At 62.3% G+C, this 19,808-nt stretch carries 17 protein-coding genes; 5 read left to right on the top strand and 12 right to left on the bottom strand.

All coding sequences use genetic code 11. The features are described from left to right. Positions 1-12 precede the first annotated feature (12 nt). Genes denD through EDD52_RS07560 form a run of 7 tightly spaced genes read right to left on the bottom strand, consistent with a single transcriptional unit; the run spans position 13 to position 6,842 of the window. On the bottom strand, positions 13-978 hold the full coding sequence (denD, locus tag EDD52_RS07590) for a D-erythronate dehydrogenase (protein WP_132243476.1): 966 nt from the start codon (positions 976-978) through the stop codon (positions 13-15). Continuing rightward, positions 975-1,901, bottom strand: coding sequence for a sugar kinase (locus EDD52_RS07585; protein ID WP_132243474.1), 927 nt, complete (start codon positions 1,899-1,901; stop codon positions 975-977). Before EDD52_RS07585 ends, denD begins: the two co-directional genes overlap by 4 nt. 1 nt (position 1,902) lies before the next feature. Continuing rightward, entirely contained in the window at positions 1,903-2,736 is an 834-nt protein-coding gene (locus tag EDD52_RS07580; protein WP_132243473.1) for an SMP-30/gluconolactonase/LRE family protein, read from the bottom strand. Beyond that, positions 2,733-3,878 carry a fumarylacetoacetate hydrolase family protein gene (locus tag EDD52_RS07575; protein WP_132243471.1) on the bottom strand — a complete coding sequence of 382 codons (1,146 nt, stop codon included), beginning with the start codon at positions 3,876-3,878 and terminating at the stop codon, positions 2,733-2,735. Before EDD52_RS07575 ends, EDD52_RS07580 begins: the two co-directional genes overlap by 4 nt. Beyond that, positions 3,865-5,271, bottom strand: a complete 1,407-nt coding sequence (locus EDD52_RS07570) for an FAD-binding oxidoreductase (protein ID WP_132243469.1) — start codon at positions 5,269-5,271, stop codon at positions 3,865-3,867. Before EDD52_RS07570 ends, EDD52_RS07575 begins: the two co-directional genes overlap by 14 nt. 4 nt (positions 5,272-5,275) lie before the next feature. After that, positions 5,276-6,193, bottom strand: a complete 918-nt coding sequence (locus tag EDD52_RS07565; RefSeq protein WP_132243467.1) for a dihydrodipicolinate synthase family protein — start codon at positions 6,191-6,193, stop codon at positions 5,276-5,278. Between the two features lie 49 nt (positions 6,194-6,242). Further along, the gene (locus EDD52_RS07560; RefSeq protein WP_132243465.1) at positions 6,243-6,842 is read right to left on the bottom strand and encodes a LysE family translocator; all 600 of its coding nucleotides are present in this window, start codon (positions 6,840-6,842) and stop codon (positions 6,243-6,245) included. A gap of 233 nt (positions 6,843-7,075) precedes the next feature. Here EDD52_RS07560 and EDD52_RS07555 point away from each other — a divergent pair, with 233 nt between their 5' ends. The 4 genes from EDD52_RS07555 (at position 7,076) to EDD52_RS07540 (ending at position 11,576) form a co-directional block, all read left to right on the top strand. Beyond that, positions 7,076-7,837, top strand: coding sequence for an SDR family oxidoreductase (locus tag EDD52_RS07555; protein WP_132243463.1), 762 nt, complete (start codon positions 7,076-7,078; stop codon positions 7,835-7,837). 16 nt (positions 7,838-7,853) lie between these two features. After that, positions 7,854-8,786 (top strand): NAD(P)-dependent oxidoreductase, encoded by a 933-nt coding sequence (locus EDD52_RS07550; RefSeq protein WP_132243461.1) that lies wholly within the window; start codon positions 7,854-7,856, stop codon positions 8,784-8,786. A gap of 252 nt (positions 8,787-9,038) precedes the next feature. Then, positions 9,039-10,820, top strand: a complete 1,782-nt coding sequence (locus EDD52_RS07545) for an IlvD/Edd family dehydratase (protein WP_132243459.1) — start codon at positions 9,039-9,041, stop codon at positions 10,818-10,820. Between the two features lie 12 nt (positions 10,821-10,832). Further along, a complete protein-coding gene (locus tag EDD52_RS07540; protein ID WP_132243457.1) occupies positions 10,833-11,576 on the top strand; it encodes an SDR family oxidoreductase in 744 nt (247 codons plus the stop codon). A 125-nt stretch (positions 11,577-11,701) separates the two neighbouring features. On the opposite strand, the gene EDD52_RS07535 is transcribed toward EDD52_RS07540, so the two are convergent. Continuing rightward, entirely contained in the window at positions 11,702-12,892 is a 1,191-nt protein-coding gene (locus EDD52_RS07535) for a Hint domain-containing protein (protein WP_165907478.1), read from the bottom strand. A gap of 206 nt (positions 12,893-13,098) precedes the next feature. Here EDD52_RS07535 and EDD52_RS07530 point away from each other — a divergent pair, with 206 nt between their 5' ends. After that, positions 13,099-14,007, top strand: coding sequence for a glucosamine kinase nucleotide-binding domain-containing protein (locus EDD52_RS07530; RefSeq protein ID WP_132243453.1), 909 nt, complete (start codon positions 13,099-13,101; stop codon positions 14,005-14,007). A gap of 22 nt (positions 14,008-14,029) precedes the next feature. On the opposite strand, the gene EDD52_RS07525 is transcribed toward EDD52_RS07530, so the two are convergent. The 4 genes from EDD52_RS07525 to EDD52_RS07510 form a co-directional block, all read right to left on the bottom strand. Continuing rightward, positions 14,030-15,427, bottom strand: a complete 1,398-nt coding sequence (locus EDD52_RS07525; protein ID WP_132243451.1) for a 3'-5' exonuclease — start codon at positions 15,425-15,427, stop codon at positions 14,030-14,032. A 3-nt stretch (positions 15,428-15,430) separates the two neighbouring features. Beyond that, positions 15,431-15,937, bottom strand: coding sequence for a hypothetical protein (locus tag EDD52_RS07520; RefSeq protein ID WP_132243449.1), 507 nt, complete (start codon positions 15,935-15,937; stop codon positions 15,431-15,433). A gap of 146 nt (positions 15,938-16,083) precedes the next feature. Beyond that, positions 16,084-17,907 carry a DUF294 nucleotidyltransferase-like domain-containing protein gene (locus EDD52_RS07515; protein ID WP_132243447.1) on the bottom strand — a complete coding sequence of 608 codons (1,824 nt, stop codon included), beginning with the start codon at positions 17,905-17,907 and terminating at the stop codon, positions 16,084-16,086. 113 nt (positions 17,908-18,020) lie between these two features. After that, a complete protein-coding gene (locus EDD52_RS07510) occupies positions 18,021-19,805 on the bottom strand; it encodes a sodium:solute symporter family protein (protein WP_132243445.1) in 1,785 nt (594 codons plus the stop codon). Positions 19,806-19,808 lie beyond the last annotated feature (3 nt).

Genomic DNA, 19,808 nt, shown 5'->3' with positions numbered 1-19,808 from the left:
CGCGCCCAAAGCCTAGGCGCCGGGCAGATCATCCTTGATATAGTAGCGAACGTTATCCTCGAAACTGTCATCGGCCTTCAGGCCAAGCGATAGCGCCTTGGCGGGGTTGAGGTCGTATTTCCAGCCTTTGACGATTGCGTTGATCTCGGGCTGTTCCTCGAACCGGATAAGCTTTGCCGGATCGGGGCCCGCCACGGCAGTCATGGCATCGATCATCTGGCCGATGGTCCAGGTCCGTCCGGGCATCATCATGGACCGGCTGCTGCCCATCGCATCACCGTCGATCTCTGCGCCGAGGATCAGGTTTTCCACACAGCGCCGTGGCGACAGATAGTAATGCGGGAAATCAAGATCGACCGGGCAGACGGCCTCTTGCCCGTTCAGCGGTTCGCGGATGATCGACGACATGAAGCTGGACGCCGCAAGGTTGGGTTTGCCGGGCCGGACCGAGATGGTCGGCAGCCGGAAAGCGCGCCCGTCGATGAAACCGCGCCGGGAATAGTCGTTGACCAGAAGCTCCCCGATCGCCTTTTGCGCCCCATAGGAGGTTTGCGGATTGGGGATCGTCCAATCTTCGATCGGGTCGGGCACATCGCCCCCGAACACGGCCAGTGACGAGGTAAAGACCAGCACCGGTGCGGATTGCAGCGCCCGGCAGCGTTCCAGCACGTTCAGAACCCCGTGCAGATTGACGCGCATGCCGATATCGAAATCGCTTTCGGCATGGGCCGAGACGACGGCGGCCAGCAGATAGATCACATCCGTGCTCTCGTCGATCAGGCCTGCTACCGCCGCGGCATCGGAAATGTCGCAGCTGGCGGATGCCACGGGGAAGGGCGCCTCTGGCTGCGGTGGATCGGCGATATCCGCCAGCACCATGCTGCTGATGGTCTGTCCGCGCAATTCGCCGCGCTCTGCCAGCCGTCGGGCGAGCTTTTGGCCGACGACGCCACCGCCACCGATGATCAGGATGTTCAAGACGCTGCCCCCTCTATATCGGTCATGTCCAGATCAACCAACGCGCCGCGCGCCTGCACGACCTGCGCGGCGACGGCCATGGCCAGATGGGCGGCCTCGGCAATGCCGCGTTCCATGGCTAGTCCCGCGAGGAAGCCCGCGCCGAAACTGTCGCCTGCAGCCGTGGTGTCGATCACCGGGTCGATCTTGACGGGCTGGAATTCCTGCGTGCCTTCGCCATGATCCCAGACGGTCAGCGTGCCCGCCCCGTCCTTGACCGCGATCGTTTTCGCGCCGCAGTCGCGGTAGCGGGCGATTGTCTCTGCCGGGGCGGTGTCGCCGAATAGCCCCTGTTCCTCGTCAAAGGAGGGCAGAACTGTGTCCGACACCTCGGCCCCCATGCGCAGCCCCGCGCGCATCGTGGCCTCGTCTTCCCACAGTTGCGGGCGCAGATTGGTATCGAACGCGACATGCGTGCCATTGGCACGGGCGCGCGACAGCGCTTCGCAGAACGCCTCGCGCCCCTCCGGGGGCAGGATTGCAAGGCTGATGCCGGAAAACTGCGCGACATCCGCACCGTCCAGCTGCGCGCGGAGCCAGTCAGGATCATCTGCCAGAAGCTTTGCCGCCGATTGCCCGCGCCAGTAAGAGAAGCTGCGTTCGCCATCCTTCAACTGGATCATGTAAAGCCCCAGAGTGCGGTCCGCGACCTGCCGGATCGACCGCGTCTCGATCCCGTGCCCGCGCATCAGGTCCAGCATGTCGTCAGAGACCGCATCCTGCCCCGCGACCGTACAGTAACCGACGGCCCAGTCCTGCGGCAGCAGGCGGCGGGCGTAATAGGCAGTATTGAACGTGTCACCGGCAAAACCGCGGCGATAAAGCTGGTCTCCGGCTGGTGCAAGTTCCACCATGCATTCGCCAAGTGTCAGAAAACGCTTCATTTCAAAGGATAACCTCGAATTCTTGCTGGCCTTCGCCATCGGCTTCAATCTCGAACGTCTGCCCATCCATCGGGCTGGGATCGGACAGGCGCTGCGCGGCGCTTGTAATGAACATTCGCGAACTGCCCTCTCCCGCGAAGGCAGGGCAGGTCACCTGCTTTACGGGCATTTCCATTTGCTGGATCAGGTTGCCTTCCTTGTCATGGCAGGTCAACAGACCGGGGCCGTAATTTGCGCACCAAAGGTTGCCTGCCTTGTCGACCACCGCGCCATCCGGGCGGGGCAGTTCCGCGAACTTCTCGGGGTCGCCCTTGGGCCAGCCCTCCTTTTGGTCCAGCGGCTGGCGCCAGACCTGCCGGGTCGGGGTGTCGGTGAAATAGGCGCAGGACCCGTCGGGGGCAAAGCTGATCGCGTTGGGAATGGTGATCTTGCCGAACATCGCCCGGACCTCGCCGCGGTAGAAGCGATGGATCGTCCCGGCCTTTTCCTCTGCCGATTTGCCCATCGTGCCGATCCAGAACCCGCCCCATGGATCGGCGCGCCCGTCATTGGACCGGGTGACCTTGTTGTCGGCCTCCAGCGGTGCGATGTCTTCGCGGTCGCCCGTGGCGGGGTCAAAGGCAAAAATTCCGGTCTCTCCGGCCACGAACAGCCGGTCGCCCAGACGCCCCAAGGCCGAGACATGTTCGCCCATCTGCCAGAATGCGGTATCCTCGACGCCGCGTGTCAGGATGCGTCGATTGTTGATGTCGCACCAGAACAGAGCCGAAAGACCCGGATGCCAGAGCGGCCCTTCGCCCAGCGAGCAGCGGGTTTCGTCATAGATGCCGATCATAGCAGGCCCCTTTTTGAAAGATTGCGCATCAGCGCGCCAGCGCCGAAGCGCCATTCCGGACATTCGGTGGACAGGCGCACGGTGTTCGTCAAGGCCCCAAGGCCGGGTTCGCTGATCGTGACTACGTCGCCCGTCTTGTGGGTGAAGCCCTGTCCGGGCGTGTCACGGTCCTGTATCGGCGCGAAAAGCGTGCCCAGAAACAGCATGAACCCGTCCGGATACTGATGATGCCGCCCGATGGTCTGGGCCACGATATCCTCGGGGCGGCGGCTGATCTTGGTCATGCTGGAATGGCCATCAAGGACAAAGCCATCCTCGCCTTCGACGCGCAGGGTCAATTCGGCGCTGCGCACGTTCTCCATACCATAGCTGTCGTCAAGGAGCCGAAGGAACGGGCCAATTGAACAGGAGGCGTTGTTATCCTTCGCCTTGCCCAGCAGCAGGGCAGAGCGGCCTTCGATATCGCGCAGGTTCACATCGTTGCCAAGGGTTGCGCCCAGGATACGCCCGCGGCTGTTGATGGCCAGCACGATTTCGGGTTCCGGGTTGTTCCAATGTGACATCGGGTGCAGCCCGACGCTGGCACCGTAACCCACGGCAGCCATGGGTTGCGACTTGGTGAACACTTCGGCATCCGGGCCAATGCCGACTTCCAGATATTGCGACCAAAGCCCTTCGGCCTGAAGCACGGATTTGACCTGCATCGCCTGATCGCTGCCCGGTTCGATCCCCGACAGGGAATCGCCGATGACGGATTGCACCTTTTGCCGGATCTCCTGCGCGCGGTCGGCATTGCCTGCGGCCTGTTCTTCGATGACGCGTTCGACCATGGATTCCGCGAATGTCACGCCGCTCGCCTTGATCGCCTGCAGATCGCAGGGCGGCAGAAGGCGCAGCCCATTCGCGCCCTCGGTTGAACCCGCAGCAAGATCGGACAGCGTGGTGATCTGTTCGCCCTGCGCTGCGCGGACATGTGCGCCGGGGTCGTCCAGTTCCAGCAGGTCGCGCATGGTGGGTGCCTCACGCGAGGTGATGTCGATGACAGCATCGCCGTCCAGTCGCACCAATGCAGGGCCCACATCATCGCGCCAGACCCGACCGACCAGCGTGGCATTTGGATGTTCGTTGCTATTGGGCAGCATTTGCGTCTCCGTCAGGATGGGGTGGGGGCAGGATCTTGCCGGGATTGAGGATGTTGTTGGGGTCGAGCGCCGCCTTGATCGCGCGCATCGCATCCAGCGCATCGGGGCTGTGTTCCTTGCCCATGTATTTCATCTTGCCCAGGCCGATGCCGTGTTCGCCGGTGACCGTTCCGCCAAGGCGCAGGGCCATATCCGCCAGTTCGCCGGCAAATCGCGTGATGCGGGCGACCTCTTCGGCATTGGCAGGGTCTACGCGGCATCCGCAGTGAAAGTTGCCGTCGCCCACATGGCCCACGATGGTGCAGGTGATGTCCAGCTCCCGGCTGCGGCGCTGCGCGGTTGTCACGGCCTCTGCCAGCTGGGAAATCGGCACACAGACATCTGTTGCCAGCGTCTTCTTGCCGGGTTGCAGCGCATTGTTGGCATAGTGCCCGCCATGCCGCATCCGCCACAATTCATTGCGATCCTCTGGCTTTTCGGCCCAGGTGAAGCCAGAGCCGCCGAAGTCTTCGGCTATCGCGCCGAAATTCGCGGACTGTTCGGCAACGCCCGCGGCAGAGCCCTGAAATTCGACAAACAGATGCGGCGCTTCGGGGAGGTCTTTTTTCATATACAGGTTGAAGCCGCGCACCATCATTTCGTCCACCAGTTCGATGCGGGCCATGGGAATACCGGACTGGATGGTGGTGATGACGCAGTTCACCGCATCCTCTATCGATGGAAAACGGCAGGTTGCGGCGGATACGGCCTCTGGCTGGCCCTGCAGGCGGAGCGTCTGTTCCGTGATGATGCCCAGCGTCCCCTCCGACCCGACCATCAGCCGCGTCAGGTCGTACCCTGCGCTGGATTTGCGCGCGCGGCTGCCGGTGCGGATGACGCGGCCATCGGCCAGCACCACCTCCAGCGCCAGAACGTTGTCTTTCATCGTCCCGAACTTCACCGCTGTCGTGCCAGAGGCGCGCGTCGCGGCCATACCACCCAAAGAGGCATTGGCGCCGGGGTCCACGGGGAAATAGAGACCCGTCGCCCGAAGCTCCACGTTCAGCTCTTCGCGGGTCAGGCCAGGCTGGATCACCACATCCATATCCTCGGCATTTATCTGCAACACCCTGTTCATCCGGCTCATATCGAGGCTGATGCCGCCTTGCACGGGCAGGTGATGCCCCTCCAGCGAGGTGCCGGTGCCAAAGGCCACAACGGGACAGCCGTGCTGGTTGCAGATCCGCATGAGGTCGGACACTTCTTGCGTGGTCTCGGGAAAGACAACGGCGTCGGGCAGGGCCAGTGCGAAATGGCTTTCATTGGTGCCGTGTTGTTCAAGAAGCGCCTCAGACGTTGCCAGCCTGTTCCCGAATAGCGGGCGCAGCGCATCAATGGCAGAAGCGATGCTCATGGTGTCATTTCCCCCATGACAGGACGATCGGATCAAGCGGGCGCATGAGGTCCAGCAAGAGCCCGCGCGTGTCGGGATGCAAGGGCGGAATGGGATGCCGGCAGAAGTCTGACGCGATCACGCCGCCTTCGACCATGGCCGCCTTGGCCGCGCGAAAGCCGCATTGGCGGTTTTCATGGTTCACGACAGGCAGCACCCGTCCATAGCCGTCGATAGCGGCCTGGCGATTGCCCGCAAGAAAGTCGGTCACGATCGGGCCGATCAGATCGGGGATCAGCGCGCTGGTCATTGTGCCAGTGGCGCCCGCATCAAGATCGGCCAGAAGCGTGATTGCTTCCTCGCCATCGAACGGGCCCTCGATGGCGTCGCCGCCTTCGGCAATCAGGCTGCGCAGCTTGGCGGCGGCTTGCGGGCATTCTATCTTGAACAGCTTCAGCATCTCAATCTCGCGCGCCATCTTGACCAGCAGAGATACCGGCAGATCGACACCGGAAAGCGGCGCGTCCTGCAACATGATTGGAATGCCGACCTGCCCCACGGCGGCGAACTGCTCGAACGTTTGCTCTGGCGTGCCTTTCAAGAGGGCGCCGTGATAGGGCGGCATCAGCATGACGATATCGGCGCCCAGATCCTTTGCCAGCCGCGCACGTTCGACCACGATGGCAGTCGCATAATGGCTGATCGTCACGATCACCGGAACCCGCCCGGCGACGTGATCAAGGCTCAACCGCATCAGCGCTTCGCGTTCGGCGTCGGAAATCAGGAACTGTTCCGAGAAGTTGGCGAGGATGCAGATGCCATCAACGCCTTGGTCGATCATGCAGTCCAGCACGCGCTTCATACCGGGCAGATCGACAGTGCCATCATCGTTGAACGGGGTCGGGGCAACCGGCCAGATGCCGGAATAGGGAAGGTGCGTCATCGGGTGTCTTTCGAATTGGGTCGGTTAGAATTTTGGACGACAGGCTGCCTCATGCTGCCCGCGCCGCAGAGAATACGGCCAGCACGACAACGGCCAGCATTGACGCGGCCATTGCAAAGTTGATGCGGCGTTGCGCAGTTTCGGACAGGTTCAACCGGTGCAGCGATACGCCCGCATATAGCCAGCCAAGGTGGATCGGGATCCAGATGCTGTTGAGGATGACGAGCTTGGTCAGTGTCTCGACCAGCAGGCTTTGCGGGTAGAAGGCGAAGCCGGTGAAGAGCGCGGTATTGACGGCGTAGGCCTTGGGGTTGATGGCCTGCAACAGAAGGGCCGCCCCGATCCCCGGCGCACCCTGCGCCTCGATAAAGGCGATGCGTGATCCGGCAAAGGCGATGCGGGCCGCAAGGTAGATCAGGTAGGAAAAGCTGAGCACCATCAGAACGGTGCGGATGAAGGGTTGCGACAGCACCACCGCGGCCAGCCCGGTGATCACCGCCAGGGCCACAAGGTTGGTGCCGATAAACAGCCCCAGGACATAGCGCAGCCCGAAGCGAAACCCGAAGGCCGCCCCCACACCCGCCGTGGAGAGCACACCGGGGCCGGGTGTCACGATCAGAAAGAAGACGGCCGCCGCGAATGTCAGCATGCGCGGGCACCGGTCCGTCCCGCCACGCGTGGCCCAAACGGGTGCCACCGCATCCGCTGCGTTTTTTGGTCTGTTGTCGCGGTCATGGTTGTCCCCCTAAACGCCCCCCAATGTTGTGGGCGGTCGTCGCGACTTGCATCGCCTTGGAAATGGTATACCATTTTTGGCGAGCATCAAGCAGGCTTTCGGCCCTTGTCGGACATTGGCCCGGAAACCGCAGTGAGGGAGACTACATGAAAATCTTCGATCTGACCGGGCGCCGGGCGCTGGTCACAGGGTCCTCCATGGGCATCGGCTTCGCGCTGGCGCGCGGGTTGGCCGAGGCGGGGGCAAGCGTCGTCCTGAATGCGCGCAACGCCGAACGGTTGGAAGGCGCTGCCGAGAGCCTGCGCGCCGACGGTCACGAGGTGGATACGCTGGTCTTTGACGTTTGCGATGCCGAGGCGGTTCGCGAGGCAGTTGACGGCTATGAAGCCAGCCACGGCAGCTTTGACATTCTGATCAACAACGCCGGCATGCAGCATCGCAGCCCGCTCGAAGAGTTCCCGGCAGAGCGTTTCGACACTCTGATGCGAACCAACGTGAATTCCGTGTTCTATGTCGGTCAGGCAGTGGCACGGCACATGATTGGCCGGGGGCGTGGCAAGATCGTCAATATCGCCAGCGTTCAGACCGCGCTCGCCCGGCCCGGCATCGCGCCTTACACGGCCTCCAAAGGGGCGGTGGCGAACCTGACCAAGGGGATGGCGACCGATTGGGCAAAGCATGGCCTGACCTGCAATGCCATCGCGCCGGGCTATTTCGACACGCCACTCAACGCGGCCCTTGTCGCGGACCCGGAATTCAGCGCGTGGCTGGAAAAACGCACGCCTGCCGGGCGCTGGGGCCAGATTGATGAACTGGTGGGCGCCTGCGTGTTCCTCAGCTCTGACGCATCGACCTTCGTCAACGGGCATACGCTGTTCGTGGATGGCGGCATTTCCGTATCGCTGTGACTTGAAGGGAAAGATTATGAGCGACAAACCAGTTATCGGCTTTATCGGCGTCGGCCTGATGGGGCACGGCATGGCAGGCAGCATTCTGCGTGGCGGCTATCCCCTGGTGGTCAAGGGCAACCGCAATCGCGACCCGGTCGAGGACTTGCTATCCAAGGGTGCAACGGAGGCCGCGACCCCGGCAGAGATGGCCGCGCAATGCGATATGATCCACCTGTGCCTGTCGAACTCACCCCAGGTCGAGGCCGTTTTTCGCGGCCCTGACGGCATTCTGGCAGGCGCCCGCGAAGGGCTGATCGTTCTGGATGCGACAACCGCTGATCCGACCTCGACCCGCGCGCTGGCAGCAGAACTGGCCGGGAAGGGGGGCGCGATGGTCGACGCGCCGCTGGGCCGCACCCCGAAAGAGGCCGAAGAAGGCACGCTGGACGCCATGATCGGCTGCGACGCGGACACGTTCAAAAAAATCCTGCCGGTCGTCGAGTGCTGGGCCGGAAATATCAACCATGTGGGCGAAACCGGGTCGGCGCATCAGATGAAGCTGATCATGAATTTCATCTCGATGGGCTATGCCGCGCTCTACGCCGAAGCGGTCACCCTTGGGGCCAGCGTCGGCCTTGCGCCGCAGATGATAGAGCAGGTGATCGGCACCAGCCGTCTTGGCAACGGCTTCTTCGACACGTTCATGAAATACGCCGTGGGGCGGGATCGTGACGCGCATAAATTCGCCATCGCCAATGCGTCCAAGGACGTGCGCTATGCCGCGAATATGGCCAGCGACGCAGGGGTGGCCAACATCATGGGCGCGTCGATCAAACACTATTTCACACTGGCCGAAGGCGCTGGCAAGGGGCAGGACTACGTGCCAATGCTGGCCGATTTCGTGGCGCAGATGAACGGTATGGATCTGGCCGAGATCGTGGCAAAACACGCAAAACCAAAGGCGTAGAGACTAGCCGCCAAGACAATGCCCAACCGCAACGCATGGTCGATTTCCCGAACTCGGCACAGCACCGAATGGAAGTGCGCGCTTGGCAGAGGCCGGATCAGACAGAGGCCACGTTTCAACCTAAACCTCGCGCCCCGGACTTGATCCGGGGCCTCGCTGCCCTTGCTGCAAAACGGCCTTGCAAATGGTATACCAAATTGACAGGGTAGCGCAGACACCCGCATTCCACGTCCCGCAGGGAGATTTTCCGACATGAGCGATACCCGTGCCAACAAGCGATTCCGGTCACAGGAATGGTTCGACAATCCCAACAATCCGGGCATGACCGCGCTTTATGTCGAACGCTACCAGAACCAGGCGTTCACCCGCGACGAACTGCAGGGCGAACGCCCGATCATCGGCATCGCCCAGACCGGCAGTGATCTCGCACCCTGCAACAAGATCCACGTGTTTCTGATGGACCGGGTCAAGGCTGGCATTCGCGACGCGGGCGGCATCCCGATGGAATTTCCGGTCCATCCCATACAGGAAACCGGAAAGCGGCCAACCGCTGCGCTGGACCGCAACCTGCAATATCTCAGCCTTGTCGAGGTGCTGCACGGCTATCCCATCGATGGCGTCGTGCTGACCACGGGATGTGACAAGACCACGCCCGCCATGCTGATGGGCGCAGCCACAGTGGACCTGCCTGCGATCGCTCTTAACGGTGGCCCGATGCTGGACGGTTGGTGGAATGGCAAGCTGGCGGGCTCTGGCACCATCGTGTGGGAAAGCCGCCGCCTGCTTGCCGAGGGCAAGATCGACTACGAAGAATTCATGAGCCGGGTCTGTGCCTCCGCTCCCAGCCTTGGCCATTGCAACACGATGGGCACCGCCAGCACAATGAATGCCATGGCAGAGGCGCTTGGCATGTCGCTGACCAGTTGTTCGGCCATTCCAGCGCCCTTCCGCGAGCGGATGAACATGGCCTACCAGACCGGGCGCCGCATTGTGGCGATGACCTACGATGACCTCAAACCGTCTGACATTCTGACGCGCGAAGCGTTCGAGAATGCCATCGTGGTGAACTCCGCCATTGGCGGGTCGACGAACGCACCGCCACATCTTCAGGCCATTGCGCGCCATGCGGGCGTTGAACTGCACGTGACCGATTGGCAAAAAGTCGGCTTTGACGTGCCACTCCTCGTTAACATGCAGCCCGCAGGCGAATATCTTGGCGAAAGCTTTTATCGCGCGGGCGGTGTCCCCGCCGTGATGGGAGAGCTGCGCAAAGCCGGGCGCCTGCATGACGGTGCCATGACCGTGACCGGCAAACCTATGGGCGAGAACCTGGACGGTTGGGAAAGCCGCGATACCAAAGTGATCAAGACCTATGACGCGCCGATGCGGGAAAATGCAGGCTTCCTTGTGCTGTCGGGCAACCTGTTCGACTCTGCGCTGATGAAGACGAGCGTAATCTCTCCGGATTTCCGGGAACGCTTCTTGTCCGCACCGGGCAGTGAGGGCATCTACGAGGCCCGCGCCATCGTGTTCGAAGGCCCGGAAGATTACCATGACCGGCTGAACGACCCCGCGCTGGAGATTGACGAGAATTGCATCCTGTTCATCCGCAATGTCGGATGCGTGGGCTATCCCGGCTCTGCCGAGGTGGTGAACATGCAGCCGCCGGATGCGGTCATCAAACGCGGCGTGGCGCATCTGCCAACCGTGGGCGATGGTCGGCAATCGGGCACGTCGGAAAGCCCCTCGATCCTGAATGCCTCGCCCGAGGCGGTGGTGGGTGGCGGTCTGGCCTATCTGAAAACCGGTGACCGGGTGCGGCTGAACCTGAACGATTCCACGCTGAACGCGCTGGTGGATGATGCCGACTGGCAGGCGCGCATCGATGCCTGGGAGGCGCCCGAAATCACCAGCCAGACGCCCTGGCAGGAAATCTACCGCACCCATGTGGGACAGCTGTCCGATGGCGGCTGCCTTGAACTGGCCACGGCCTATCAAAAGGTTGCCCGCAACCTGCCACGCGACAACCACTGAAAGGTCACAGCCATGAGCGATCCCAAGAGCATCATCATAACCGGCGCGGGAAGCGGCATCGGGCAGTCGACCGCGCGCACCTTTCTGGAGGCCGGCTGGAAGGTTGGCCTTGTCGGTCGGCGTGCGCAACCGCTTGAAGAAACAGCGGGCGATTACGACAGCGCGCTTGTTCTGGCGGGGGACGTGACCGTGCCGGACGAGGTCGATGCAATCTTTGGCAAGGCGGCGAAGGAATGGGGCAGGGTGGACGCGCTGTTCAACAACGCGGGCGTCAGCCTGAAAGGCGCCCCCATCGACGAGATCGCCGTCGATGACTGGATGAACCTGATGAACGTCAACCTCAACGGGGCCTTCCTGTGCGCCCGCGCGGCCTTTGGTCAGATGCGTCGGCAGGACCCGCAGGGCGGGCGGATCATCAATAACGGGTCTGTCTCGGCCCATATGCCGCGTTGGGGGTCCACCGCTTATACAGCGTCAAAGCATGCGATCACCGGGCTGACGCGCACCATCTCGCTGGACGGGCGCGCATTCAACATCGCCTGCGGGCAGATCGATATCGGCAACGCGCTGACAGAGATGGCGCGCAAGATGACCAAGGGCGTCCCGCAGGCCGACGGCTCCATCGCGGTGGAACCTGTAATGGATGTGTCCAATGTCGCGAAATCCGTGCTGCACATGGCCGACCTGCCGCTGGAGGCAAATGTCCAGTTCATGACGGTGATGGCCTCTTCCATGCCTTATATCGGTCGCGGCTGATCCAAGTCGGCGCGGGGCCCCTTTTTGTGGTACGCAAGGCAGCCAATCGAGTTGCCGAAGCGCAGCAATAGCCGCTTTGGCCTAACGCGCTGCAGGGGGAGCGGCGCGCGCATCCCACAGGTGGTCTAGGCGACGCTCTTCAGGCCGGGCAGATCCATCGCCCTGATGTCGCGCATCAATGCGGCATCGCGTTTTTCGAGCGCGGCGTCTTCGTCCCATTTCCTGATCACATCGTCTTGACGTTGCTTGCGTGCCTTGAGGCCCTTCGCAATATGCCTGCGAGCGGCCCCGACAGACAGGCAGTCTCTGGCGAGCGGGCCGTTCAGTGCCAGATCGTGCGGCTTGGCCAGACCGAAGATCTTGGTCATGGCCGACCGGTCATGCGCCGTCATCGATCTGAGCACCATAGGCCCAAGCAAGAGAGATTCCGACAGGCAGCCATTGGCCATGACAACCTCGTGCCGCTCGCAGGCGAAATGGACCCAGTTGATCGCTTTCTTGCCCTTCATTTGCCGGATCCCCTTCAGCGCCGTCAGCGATTTCGCCGGTACATATGCCTCGGACGGGAAAAGATCCTGCAATTGCCCGTGTCCGCCCACAAGGATGCGGTGCTGTGGCGACACGACGAGGTCGCGGTCCGGCAGGCCCGCCCCTAACGCCCCTGCGCCGATCAGTATCGGCTTCTGATCGGCTGCGGTCATGCTGAGTTGATGGGCCTCGCTGCGGACCCATTTGACGGGCACAGGGCCGTGATCGAAGGTCCAAACAAGGTGTTCAGGCTCCAGCATTTCAACCGGGACCGGGCCGTCCGGCGTGTCTATCAGCGTGCCTTCGGCATAGCACACCGGGTCCGCGGTGAAGCTGGAATAGGACGCGGACCCGGTATTGCTGCCCGCGACCTTCACATATTGTGTGCCCGCTTCAAGCGGGGTGTCGCTGTTGAACCCCCAGACATTGCCGTAGTTGTTGTCTTGCGAATACACCCTGACCGTTATCGTAGGCCCTGTGGGGTTTCCGCAATTATCAAGCGCGCGCATGTAGAACAGCGATTCCGCTTCCACACCTTTGCCCGTATCGACGAGCCCTGCACCGTCCGTAATCCTGTGATTGCCATAGTCGTCGTCGTTGAACACATCCTGATTTGCGCTTGTATCCTCAAGCGTGACGGTGACAGGGGCACCGCCGGAAAATTCGTAGATGGTGCCATCCGGCGAGTCCGAGTTGTTGATGATCGCACTGCCGGGCCTCAGTGACGGAGAGCCCGAAGCGACCGTCAGGAGTTCATTGTCGTAGGCTTCAATCGTTCTGGTGACCATGAAAGGTGCTCCGGCACTGGGTTCTGTTCGCCCAGTGTTACAAAGCAATGGTTTCAATATACTTTCGCCGGGTGCAGAGCGGTACATGCCCGGCCCCGGCGCGGTTCTTCGGACCTTGCAGAGCTTGCGACGGGTGCGGCGTCAGGACTCCTCCTGCCCATTCCAGCGGCACATAGGGCATCTGGTCATGGCGGTTATGACATCCTATGACGGGGGCAGCAGGCCAAAGGATCGGTATGGAACGCGGGCGATTGATCATCGGTGTTGATAGCGGCGGCACGCTGTGCCGGGCGGCAGTAAATGGCCCGTCGGGGGGCGTTGAGGTCGCAGGGGCGGGCTGTAACTGGACCACCGATCCGACCCGCACGGCAAAGGCTATTCGCGCCGTTCTGATGTCGCTTGCGGCCAAGGCGGGGATCGGCTCCACCGACCTGCGCGGGGCTGCGGTCCATATTGGCGCTGCTGGCATCGTCAACGAACGGGATGCGGACGCGCTTGGCCACGCGCTTGCTGACATGCTTGGCAATGTCACCGTCACGGATGATCTGGACTGTACCGTTGCCGGGGCCCTGGGGCAGACGGGTGACGGTTTCGTTGCCGGGCTTGGAACGGGGTCTTTTCTTGCCGCACGTCAGGCGGGCAGCCTGCGGCGCGTCGGCGGCTGGGGTCTGGTACTGGGTGATGAGGCATCGGGTGCCTGGCTGGGCCGCGCGTTGTTGGCGCGGGCATTGCATGTCCGCGATGCTCTGGCGGACCCGTCCCCCCTTATCGCTCGGGCGATGGATCGTTTCGGAAATGACCCGGCAGAGGTGGTGCGTTTTGCGGCCACCGCGACGCCGACCGATTTTGCAACACTTGCCCCGATGGTGGCAGAGGCGTTCGATCGGGGCGATCCAGCCGCTTCTGACCTGTTGAATGTCGGGGCAGGATGGATCGAGCGCGGGCTGCATGCGCTTGGCTGGCAGCCCGGCGCGCGCCTGTGCCTGCTGGGCGGGCTGGGGCCGCTCTATGCCCGCGCCTTGCCGTCGTACCTGTCCGACGCAGTTGTCCCGCCGCTGGGGACTGCGCTGGATGGTGCGCTTTCCTTGGCGCAGGCGCGTCCAGTCGCACCATAACGCGCGGCGGAAGCGTTCGCGACTAGTTCAGGTCCTGCAAGAGCCGCCCGTGGCGGCGTGTCTCTTCGATGACGTCGCCAAATGTACGCATCCCGTGACCTTCGAGCATGGGCAGCATCTTGACCAGCGCGTCCGCGGTGGCAATCGCGTCGCCCAGTGCGGTGTGGCGATGCTTGGCAGGGATCTCTATCCCCAGACGGGCACATAGCGCATCCAGCGTATGGGTCTCGCTGGCGCCGAAAAGAACCGCAGACAGCAGCACGGTATCAAGGATCGGGTGATCCCAGGTCAGCTGACACCTTTCGGCATGGCGCCGCAGAAAGGCCATGTCGAACGGTGCGTTATGCGCCACGATCACGGAGCCGCGGGCAAAATGGTGGAACCTGCCTGCGGCGCGCACGATATCAGGCGCATCGGCAACCATCCTGTCCGAAATGCCATGTACCTGAGTGGTCGAGGCGGGGATGGGGATGCCCGGATTGACGAGTTGATTGATCTCTTCACCGGCCACCATGCGGCCATTGACGATGCGCACCGCGCCGATCTGCACGATTTCGTCCTTATGCGGCAAGAGGCCCGTCGTTTCGGTGTCAAACACGGTGTAGACCAGTGATCTGAGCGGGGTTGAGGCCAAATCTCCGGTCGGTTGGTGCGAGAGCAGTTCGAAGTCATAGACCAGCGGCCGCGTCGCGTCCGGGGCTGTGCGCAGGGTTTCGCCCTCGATCAGCAGCATATAGCCGCCCGCGTCCAGCGGCTTCAGAACGGCGTCGAATTCCAGCCCCTGCTCCAGCCCTTGGAGCTTGAACCTCTGGTCCATGCCGGTCTTGTGCATCCGGCCCAGACCGGCGCGCAGGCTTTGCTCGTCGAAATAATCAAACAGCGGGGCGTTGAGCCGGGGCACACCGCCTTGCGCCAGCACTTCTGCGGCCTGTCCGTCGTATAGCACGATCTGGTTTGCTGCATTCGCCAGCACCGTGGCCACAGGAATTTCTGTCAACAGGGCGGTCAGCCGGGCCTTTTCTTCTGCCAGACGGGCGGTTTCGGATGCAACTGCGCGGGCCGTGTCCATCGCACTGTCTGAAATCCGCTTGCTGACAGCATGCACCGCCGGGGCAAGATCCCCCAGAAAACGGGCCGAATGCGTATCAACCTCGACCTCCACCCCGGTATGCGCGCGGGTGCGCATGGACGCTGCGAGCCGCTGGATCGGTTTGACAACGATTTCGTCAAACAATAGCCAGACCGCAGCCGTGATCGCGACCAGCGCAAAGCTGCCCGATATCCCGGCGAGCACCATAGCACCTTGCAAGTCGTCGGGGTTGCGCGACACCCCCAGCCATAATGCGCCCCAGAGGATTGCCATCCCGCTTGCCGCCATCAGGCAGAAGAACAGAAACACACGTGTCCGCAGGGAAAACATGCGCTAGCCCCCCTTGCAGACTGACGCGACGATGGTATCTGCCTCGCCCACCTCTTGCCACCTCAGCGCGTCACTGCCCGAGATCTCGTCGATAGGGTAGGTGCGGGCGTTGCGGTCGCAATCGACCATGATCTGCACCGCCGTGGTCGGTTTCCAGCGGCCATAGAACAGCAAATCGGCCAGCCGCATTTGGGGTTGGTCAGTGTTGATCTGCACGCCCTCCCGGTCCAGCGCGATATACCGGTTGATATAGGGCACAACATAGGTCCACGGACGATAAGCGGCGCGGCTTTCAACGGTTTCGATCACTTCAAGCCGGTCGGGCATGGCCTCGGCCGTGCGCGAAAACCACGCGTATTCGCTTGAGATGGTCATCGCCAGCATCGCGGCACCTGCGGCCACCGGCACCAGCCAGCGCGGCAGCCGGTTGCCGATCAGCCGGTTCAGTAGCATCATCGCACCTGCGCCAGCCACGCCTGCCACGAATGTCGCGATCAATTCCAGAAACATTACTGTCGCTCCCCCTCAAATTTCTCCCCCCGGTGCAGAATGCGGGCCTTTTGCCCGTCCTTTCCGCGCCGCCTCCCCCGTGCCACTTTGCGGCCGAGTACTTAATTCCTGCCCCCCGGAAACGGACCGACGGGTTTTACCTTGCGTTACCCCAGCATTCCGCGGCCATGACCGATCGCCGACTGCATCGACTTTACCACAACGAAAGCGTCGCGGAGATGACTTCGCTCAAAGTCCGATAGGCTGGATGGTGACAGGAAGTTGTTCGGTGCATCGCCTCTTCTGACCTGTTCGGCCTGATGGGCGAGCCTGCGTTCTGCGATCAGATCATAGGCATCCAGCAGATCTTTCCCACCCGACGCCGACAGCACCCCGCTTGCGATGCCCGCTTCCAGACGGGCGCGGGTGTTGACCTCTGCCAACTGTCCCTGAAGCGCGTAGATCCGCCCAAGATCAACAATCGGCACGACGCCGTTATGCTTCAGATCCACGTGATTCTTGTGCTCACCCGACCGGATGGTCGCAAAGCCACGCAGCAGCCCAAGGGGCGGCGTGTGTTTCAGCGAATTGGACACCATGTGGGCCACGAAGATCGAATTGGAGGAGGCAGCCTTCAGCGTTTGGGTCTGCAACCCTTCGAACAAGGCGGTCGTCCCGCCAATCGGGCGCAGATCGAACATCACGCTGGCAAGCATTTGCGCCTCGGGGTCCGGGCGGGCGATCCAGCCCTCGAAATAGCTTTTCCAAACCTTCAACGGCTGGCACCAGCGGGGGTTGGTGGCCATCATGTCGCCGGGGCAATAGACATAACCGCAGGTGTTCAGCCCGTCGCAGACGAATGTGGCAAGCTCCTGAAAATAGCCCATCTGCTTTTCGGTCACGCTGTCATCAAGGATCAGGCAATTGTCCTGATCGCTGACGCCGGTCTGTTCCTGCCGCCCCTGACTGCCGCATGCGAGCCAAAGATAGGGGACCGGTGCGGGGCCGATCTCTTCTTCGGCGAGGGTCAGCAGGCGCCTTGTGGCCGTGTCGGCGATATCGGTGATCAGCCGTGTGACAACTTCGTGGCGATTGCCCGCCGCCACGAGCTGCACCAGCAGGCGCGGGATACGGGCGGTGATCTCTGCCATGCGGGCCGCGTCTTCGGCGCTGGCCACCGCCGCCACCAGTTCAGCAGAGCTGACCGCCTGAAACCGCGTCATGTCGGTTTGGGTGACCATGCCGACCAGCCGGCCTGCCTCTGTCACCGGGACATGGCCGATGCGGCGTTCCAGCATCATGTGCAAGACGTCCGACCCGATGGAGGAGGGCGACAGCGTCACGGGGTCGGGCGTCATCACCTGGGCGACGCGCGTATCGGGGGACATGCCTTCGGCCAGGACCTTTTCGGTCAGGTCGCGGGTTGTCACGATGCCGATCAGCCGTCCGGCTTCGGTCACGCAGACAGAGGAGGCATGCACGACGCGCATCTGGCGGGCAACCTCCTGCACCGTGGTCGTCGGGGGGCAGATGACCGGCTGGCGCATCATCAGCGTCTCGACCCGCGTTGCCGCAAGATCGTTGCGCCGGGTGCGCGGCGCGCGCGAGCGGTCAAAGAAGCGCCGGGCTGCTTCGCTGTCATGGATAAGCTGAAGCAACGCCTCGCGTGGCAGCACCAGCAAAAGGCAGTCTGCAACGGCGCGTGCCTGCGTCACCGCCGTGCCATCGCGCAGCAAACCCCGTTCGCCGAAGGAGTTGCGCGGACCAAGCAGGGAGACCTGAACGCCGTGCGCGTCGCGGACCTCAACCTCGCCCTGATGAATGATATAGAGACCCTGAAGATCTTCGCCCAGTTCGTAAACAGAGTCCCCGCTGGACACTCTTTCCTGCCGGAAGTCGGGCAGGATCGCTTCCAGCTGGGTCACTGGCAGCGCATCATAGGGATGGACACCGTCGAGAAAGCGTTTGAGCTCGTCTTGGGTCAGGGTCATGGCCGCATCCGTCCCTATCTGTCAGAATTGCTCTCGCCCGGTCAGACGGGCGAGAGCTCTTTCTTAGTCGCAAGGCCGGGGGTGCGTCCAGCGCCTCCCCCGGCCGGCGATCATCAATGATCCACGGCTGTTCCGGCGCCACGTGGGATGCGGACGCTTTCAACCAGATCCTTGATCTCTTGCGGAGTTTCCTTGGTCATGCCGGAGACGACATAGGCCACGGTAAAGTTGATCGCTGCACCCACCGCGCCGAACGAGGTCGACTTGATGGTCCCAAGCAGCGGGTCCGCATCTGTAAAGCTGTTGGTGTCAGGGATAAAGAACCAACCCTTGTGCAGGAAGATGTAGATCAGGGTCACACCCAGACCTGCCAGCATGCCTGCCACGGCGCCCACGTTGTTCACCTTCTTGGAGAAGATGCCCATCATCAGGACCGGGAAGATCGAGGCTGCCGCAAGGCCGAAGGCCAGTGCCACTGTCTGTGCCGCAAAGCCCGGAGGGTTGAGGCCAAGATAGGTCGCCACCGCGATGGCCACAGCCATGGCAATACGTGCCGACAAAAGCTCGCCCTTTTCCGAGATGCCCGGGTTCAGCTGACCCTTGATCAGGTCGTGGCTGACGGCGGACGAGATCGCCAGAAGCAGACCGGCAGCTGTCGACAGCGCGGCGGCAAGACCACCGGCAGCAACAAGACCGATCACCCAGCTGGGCAGGTTCGCAATCTCGGGGTTGGCAAGTACCAGTATGTCACGGTTGAAGTTGGTCAGCTCATTGCCTTCCCAACCGTTTTCCGCGGCCTTGGCCTGCATTTCCGGGTTGGCGTCGTTGTAGTACTGGATGCGGCCGTCGCCGTTCTTGTCTTCGAAGCCCAGCAAGCCGGTCTTCTGCCACGTGGCCATCCAGTCGTACTTTTCGTCCTCTTCGATCATCTGCACGGACACGGCGTCGCCGTCTGTGCCGTTGGGCCACATCAGTTCGGTGATGTTCAGGCGCGCCATGGCACCCACAGCCGGGGCCGTCAGGTAAAGCAGCGCGATGAAGACCAGCGCCCAACCGGCCGACCAGCGGGCATCCGCCACGCGGGGAACGGTGAAGAAGCGCATGATGACGTGGGGCAGGCCAGCTGTACCGATCATCAGGCTGAGCGTGAACAGAACCATGTTGAACGTGTCGCCATGGTGGGCTGTGTATTCGCTGAAGCCCAGTTCGCGCACGATCTGGTCAAGCTTGGTCAACAGCGGTTCGCCCGAGGCAGCATGATCGCCAAAAAGGCCAAGCGCCGGAACCGGGTTGCCCGTCAGCTGAAGCGAGATGAAGATCGCCGGGATCGTGTAGGCCATGATCAGAACGCAGTACTGTGCCACCTGAGTGTATGTCACACCCTTCATACCGCCGAAAACGGCATAGGCGAAAACCACACAGGCACCGATCAGCAGACCGGTCGTGTTGGACACTTCAAGAAAGCGGCCAAAGGCCACGCCAACACCGGTCATCTGACCGATCACATACGTCGTGGAGGCCACGATCAGGCAGATCACCGCAACCATACGCGCGGTCGGGCTGTAGAACCGGTCGCCGATGAATTCGGAAACGGTGAACTTGCCGAACTTGCGCAGGTAAGGTGCCAGCAGAAGCGCCAGAAGCACGTAGCCGCCGGTCCAACCCATCAGGTAGGTGGAGTTGTCATAGCCGACAAAGGCGATAAGACCCGCCATCGAGATGAACGACGCCGCCGACATCCAGTCTGCCGCCGTGGCCATGCCGTTGGTGACAGGGTGAACGCCGCGACCGGCTGCGTAGAATTCCGATGTGGAACCCGCACGGGCCCAGATCGCGATGCCGATGTAAAGCGCAAAGCTCGCGCCAACAAACAGCAGGTTGATGGTAAACTGATCCATTGT

The organism is Primorskyibacter sedentarius (genome assembly GCF_004342065.1).
Classification (GTDB): Bacteria; Pseudomonadota; Alphaproteobacteria; order Rhodobacterales; family Rhodobacteraceae; genus Primorskyibacter; species Primorskyibacter sedentarius.
Note: the sequence above shows the minus strand (reverse complement) of the source record. Positions and strands in the feature narration are given on the sequence as shown.

What these genes read in the sequence shown, in the direction of transcription:
- EDD52_RS07585 (WP_132243474.1), bottom strand. Translation starts at nt 1,901, where the DNA reads ATGAAGCGTTTTCTGACACTTGGCGAATGCATGGTGGAACTTGCACCA.
- EDD52_RS07580 (WP_132243473.1), bottom strand. Translation starts at nt 2,736, where the DNA reads ATGATCGGCATCTATGACGAAACCCGCTGCTCGCTGGGCGAAGGGCCG.
- EDD52_RS07575 (WP_132243471.1), bottom strand. Translation starts at nt 3,878, where the DNA reads ATGCTGCCCAATAGCAACGAACATCCAAATGCCACGCTGGTCGGTCGG.
- EDD52_RS07570 (WP_132243469.1), bottom strand. Translation starts at nt 5,271, where the DNA reads ATGAGCATCGCTTCTGCCATTGATGCGCTGCGCCCGCTATTCGGGAAC.
- EDD52_RS07565 (WP_132243467.1), bottom strand. Translation starts at nt 6,193, where the DNA reads ATGACGCACCTTCCCTATTCCGGCATCTGGCCGGTTGCCCCGACCCCG.
- EDD52_RS07560 (WP_132243465.1), bottom strand. Translation starts at nt 6,842, where the DNA reads ATGCTGACATTCGCGGCGGCCGTCTTCTTTCTGATCGTGACACCCGGC.
- EDD52_RS07555 (WP_132243463.1), top strand. Translation starts at nt 7,076, where the DNA reads ATGAAAATCTTCGATCTGACCGGGCGCCGGGCGCTGGTCACAGGGTCC.
- EDD52_RS07550 (WP_132243461.1), top strand. Translation starts at nt 7,854, where the DNA reads ATGAGCGACAAACCAGTTATCGGCTTTATCGGCGTCGGCCTGATGGGG.
- EDD52_RS07545 (WP_132243459.1), top strand. Translation starts at nt 9,039, where the DNA reads ATGAGCGATACCCGTGCCAACAAGCGATTCCGGTCACAGGAATGGTTC.
- EDD52_RS07540 (WP_132243457.1), top strand. Translation starts at nt 10,833, where the DNA reads ATGAGCGATCCCAAGAGCATCATCATAACCGGCGCGGGAAGCGGCATC.
- EDD52_RS07535 (WP_165907478.1), bottom strand. Translation starts at nt 12,892, where the DNA reads ATGGTCACCAGAACGATTGAAGCCTACGACAATGAACTCCTGACGGTC.
- EDD52_RS07530 (WP_132243453.1), top strand. Translation starts at nt 13,099, where the DNA reads ATGACGGGGGCAGCAGGCCAAAGGATCGGTATGGAACGCGGGCGATTG.
- EDD52_RS07525 (WP_132243451.1), bottom strand. Translation starts at nt 15,427, where the DNA reads ATGTTTTCCCTGCGGACACGTGTGTTTCTGTTCTTCTGCCTGATGGCG.
- EDD52_RS07520 (WP_132243449.1), bottom strand. Translation starts at nt 15,937, where the DNA reads ATGTTTCTGGAATTGATCGCGACATTCGTGGCAGGCGTGGCTGGCGCA.
- EDD52_RS07515 (WP_132243447.1), bottom strand. Translation starts at nt 17,907, where the DNA reads ATGACCCTGACCCAAGACGAGCTCAAACGCTTTCTCGACGGTGTCCAT.
- EDD52_RS07510 (WP_132243445.1), bottom strand. Translation starts at nt 19,805, where the DNA reads ATGGATCAGTTTACCATCAACCTGCTGTTTGTTGGCGCGAGCTTTGCG.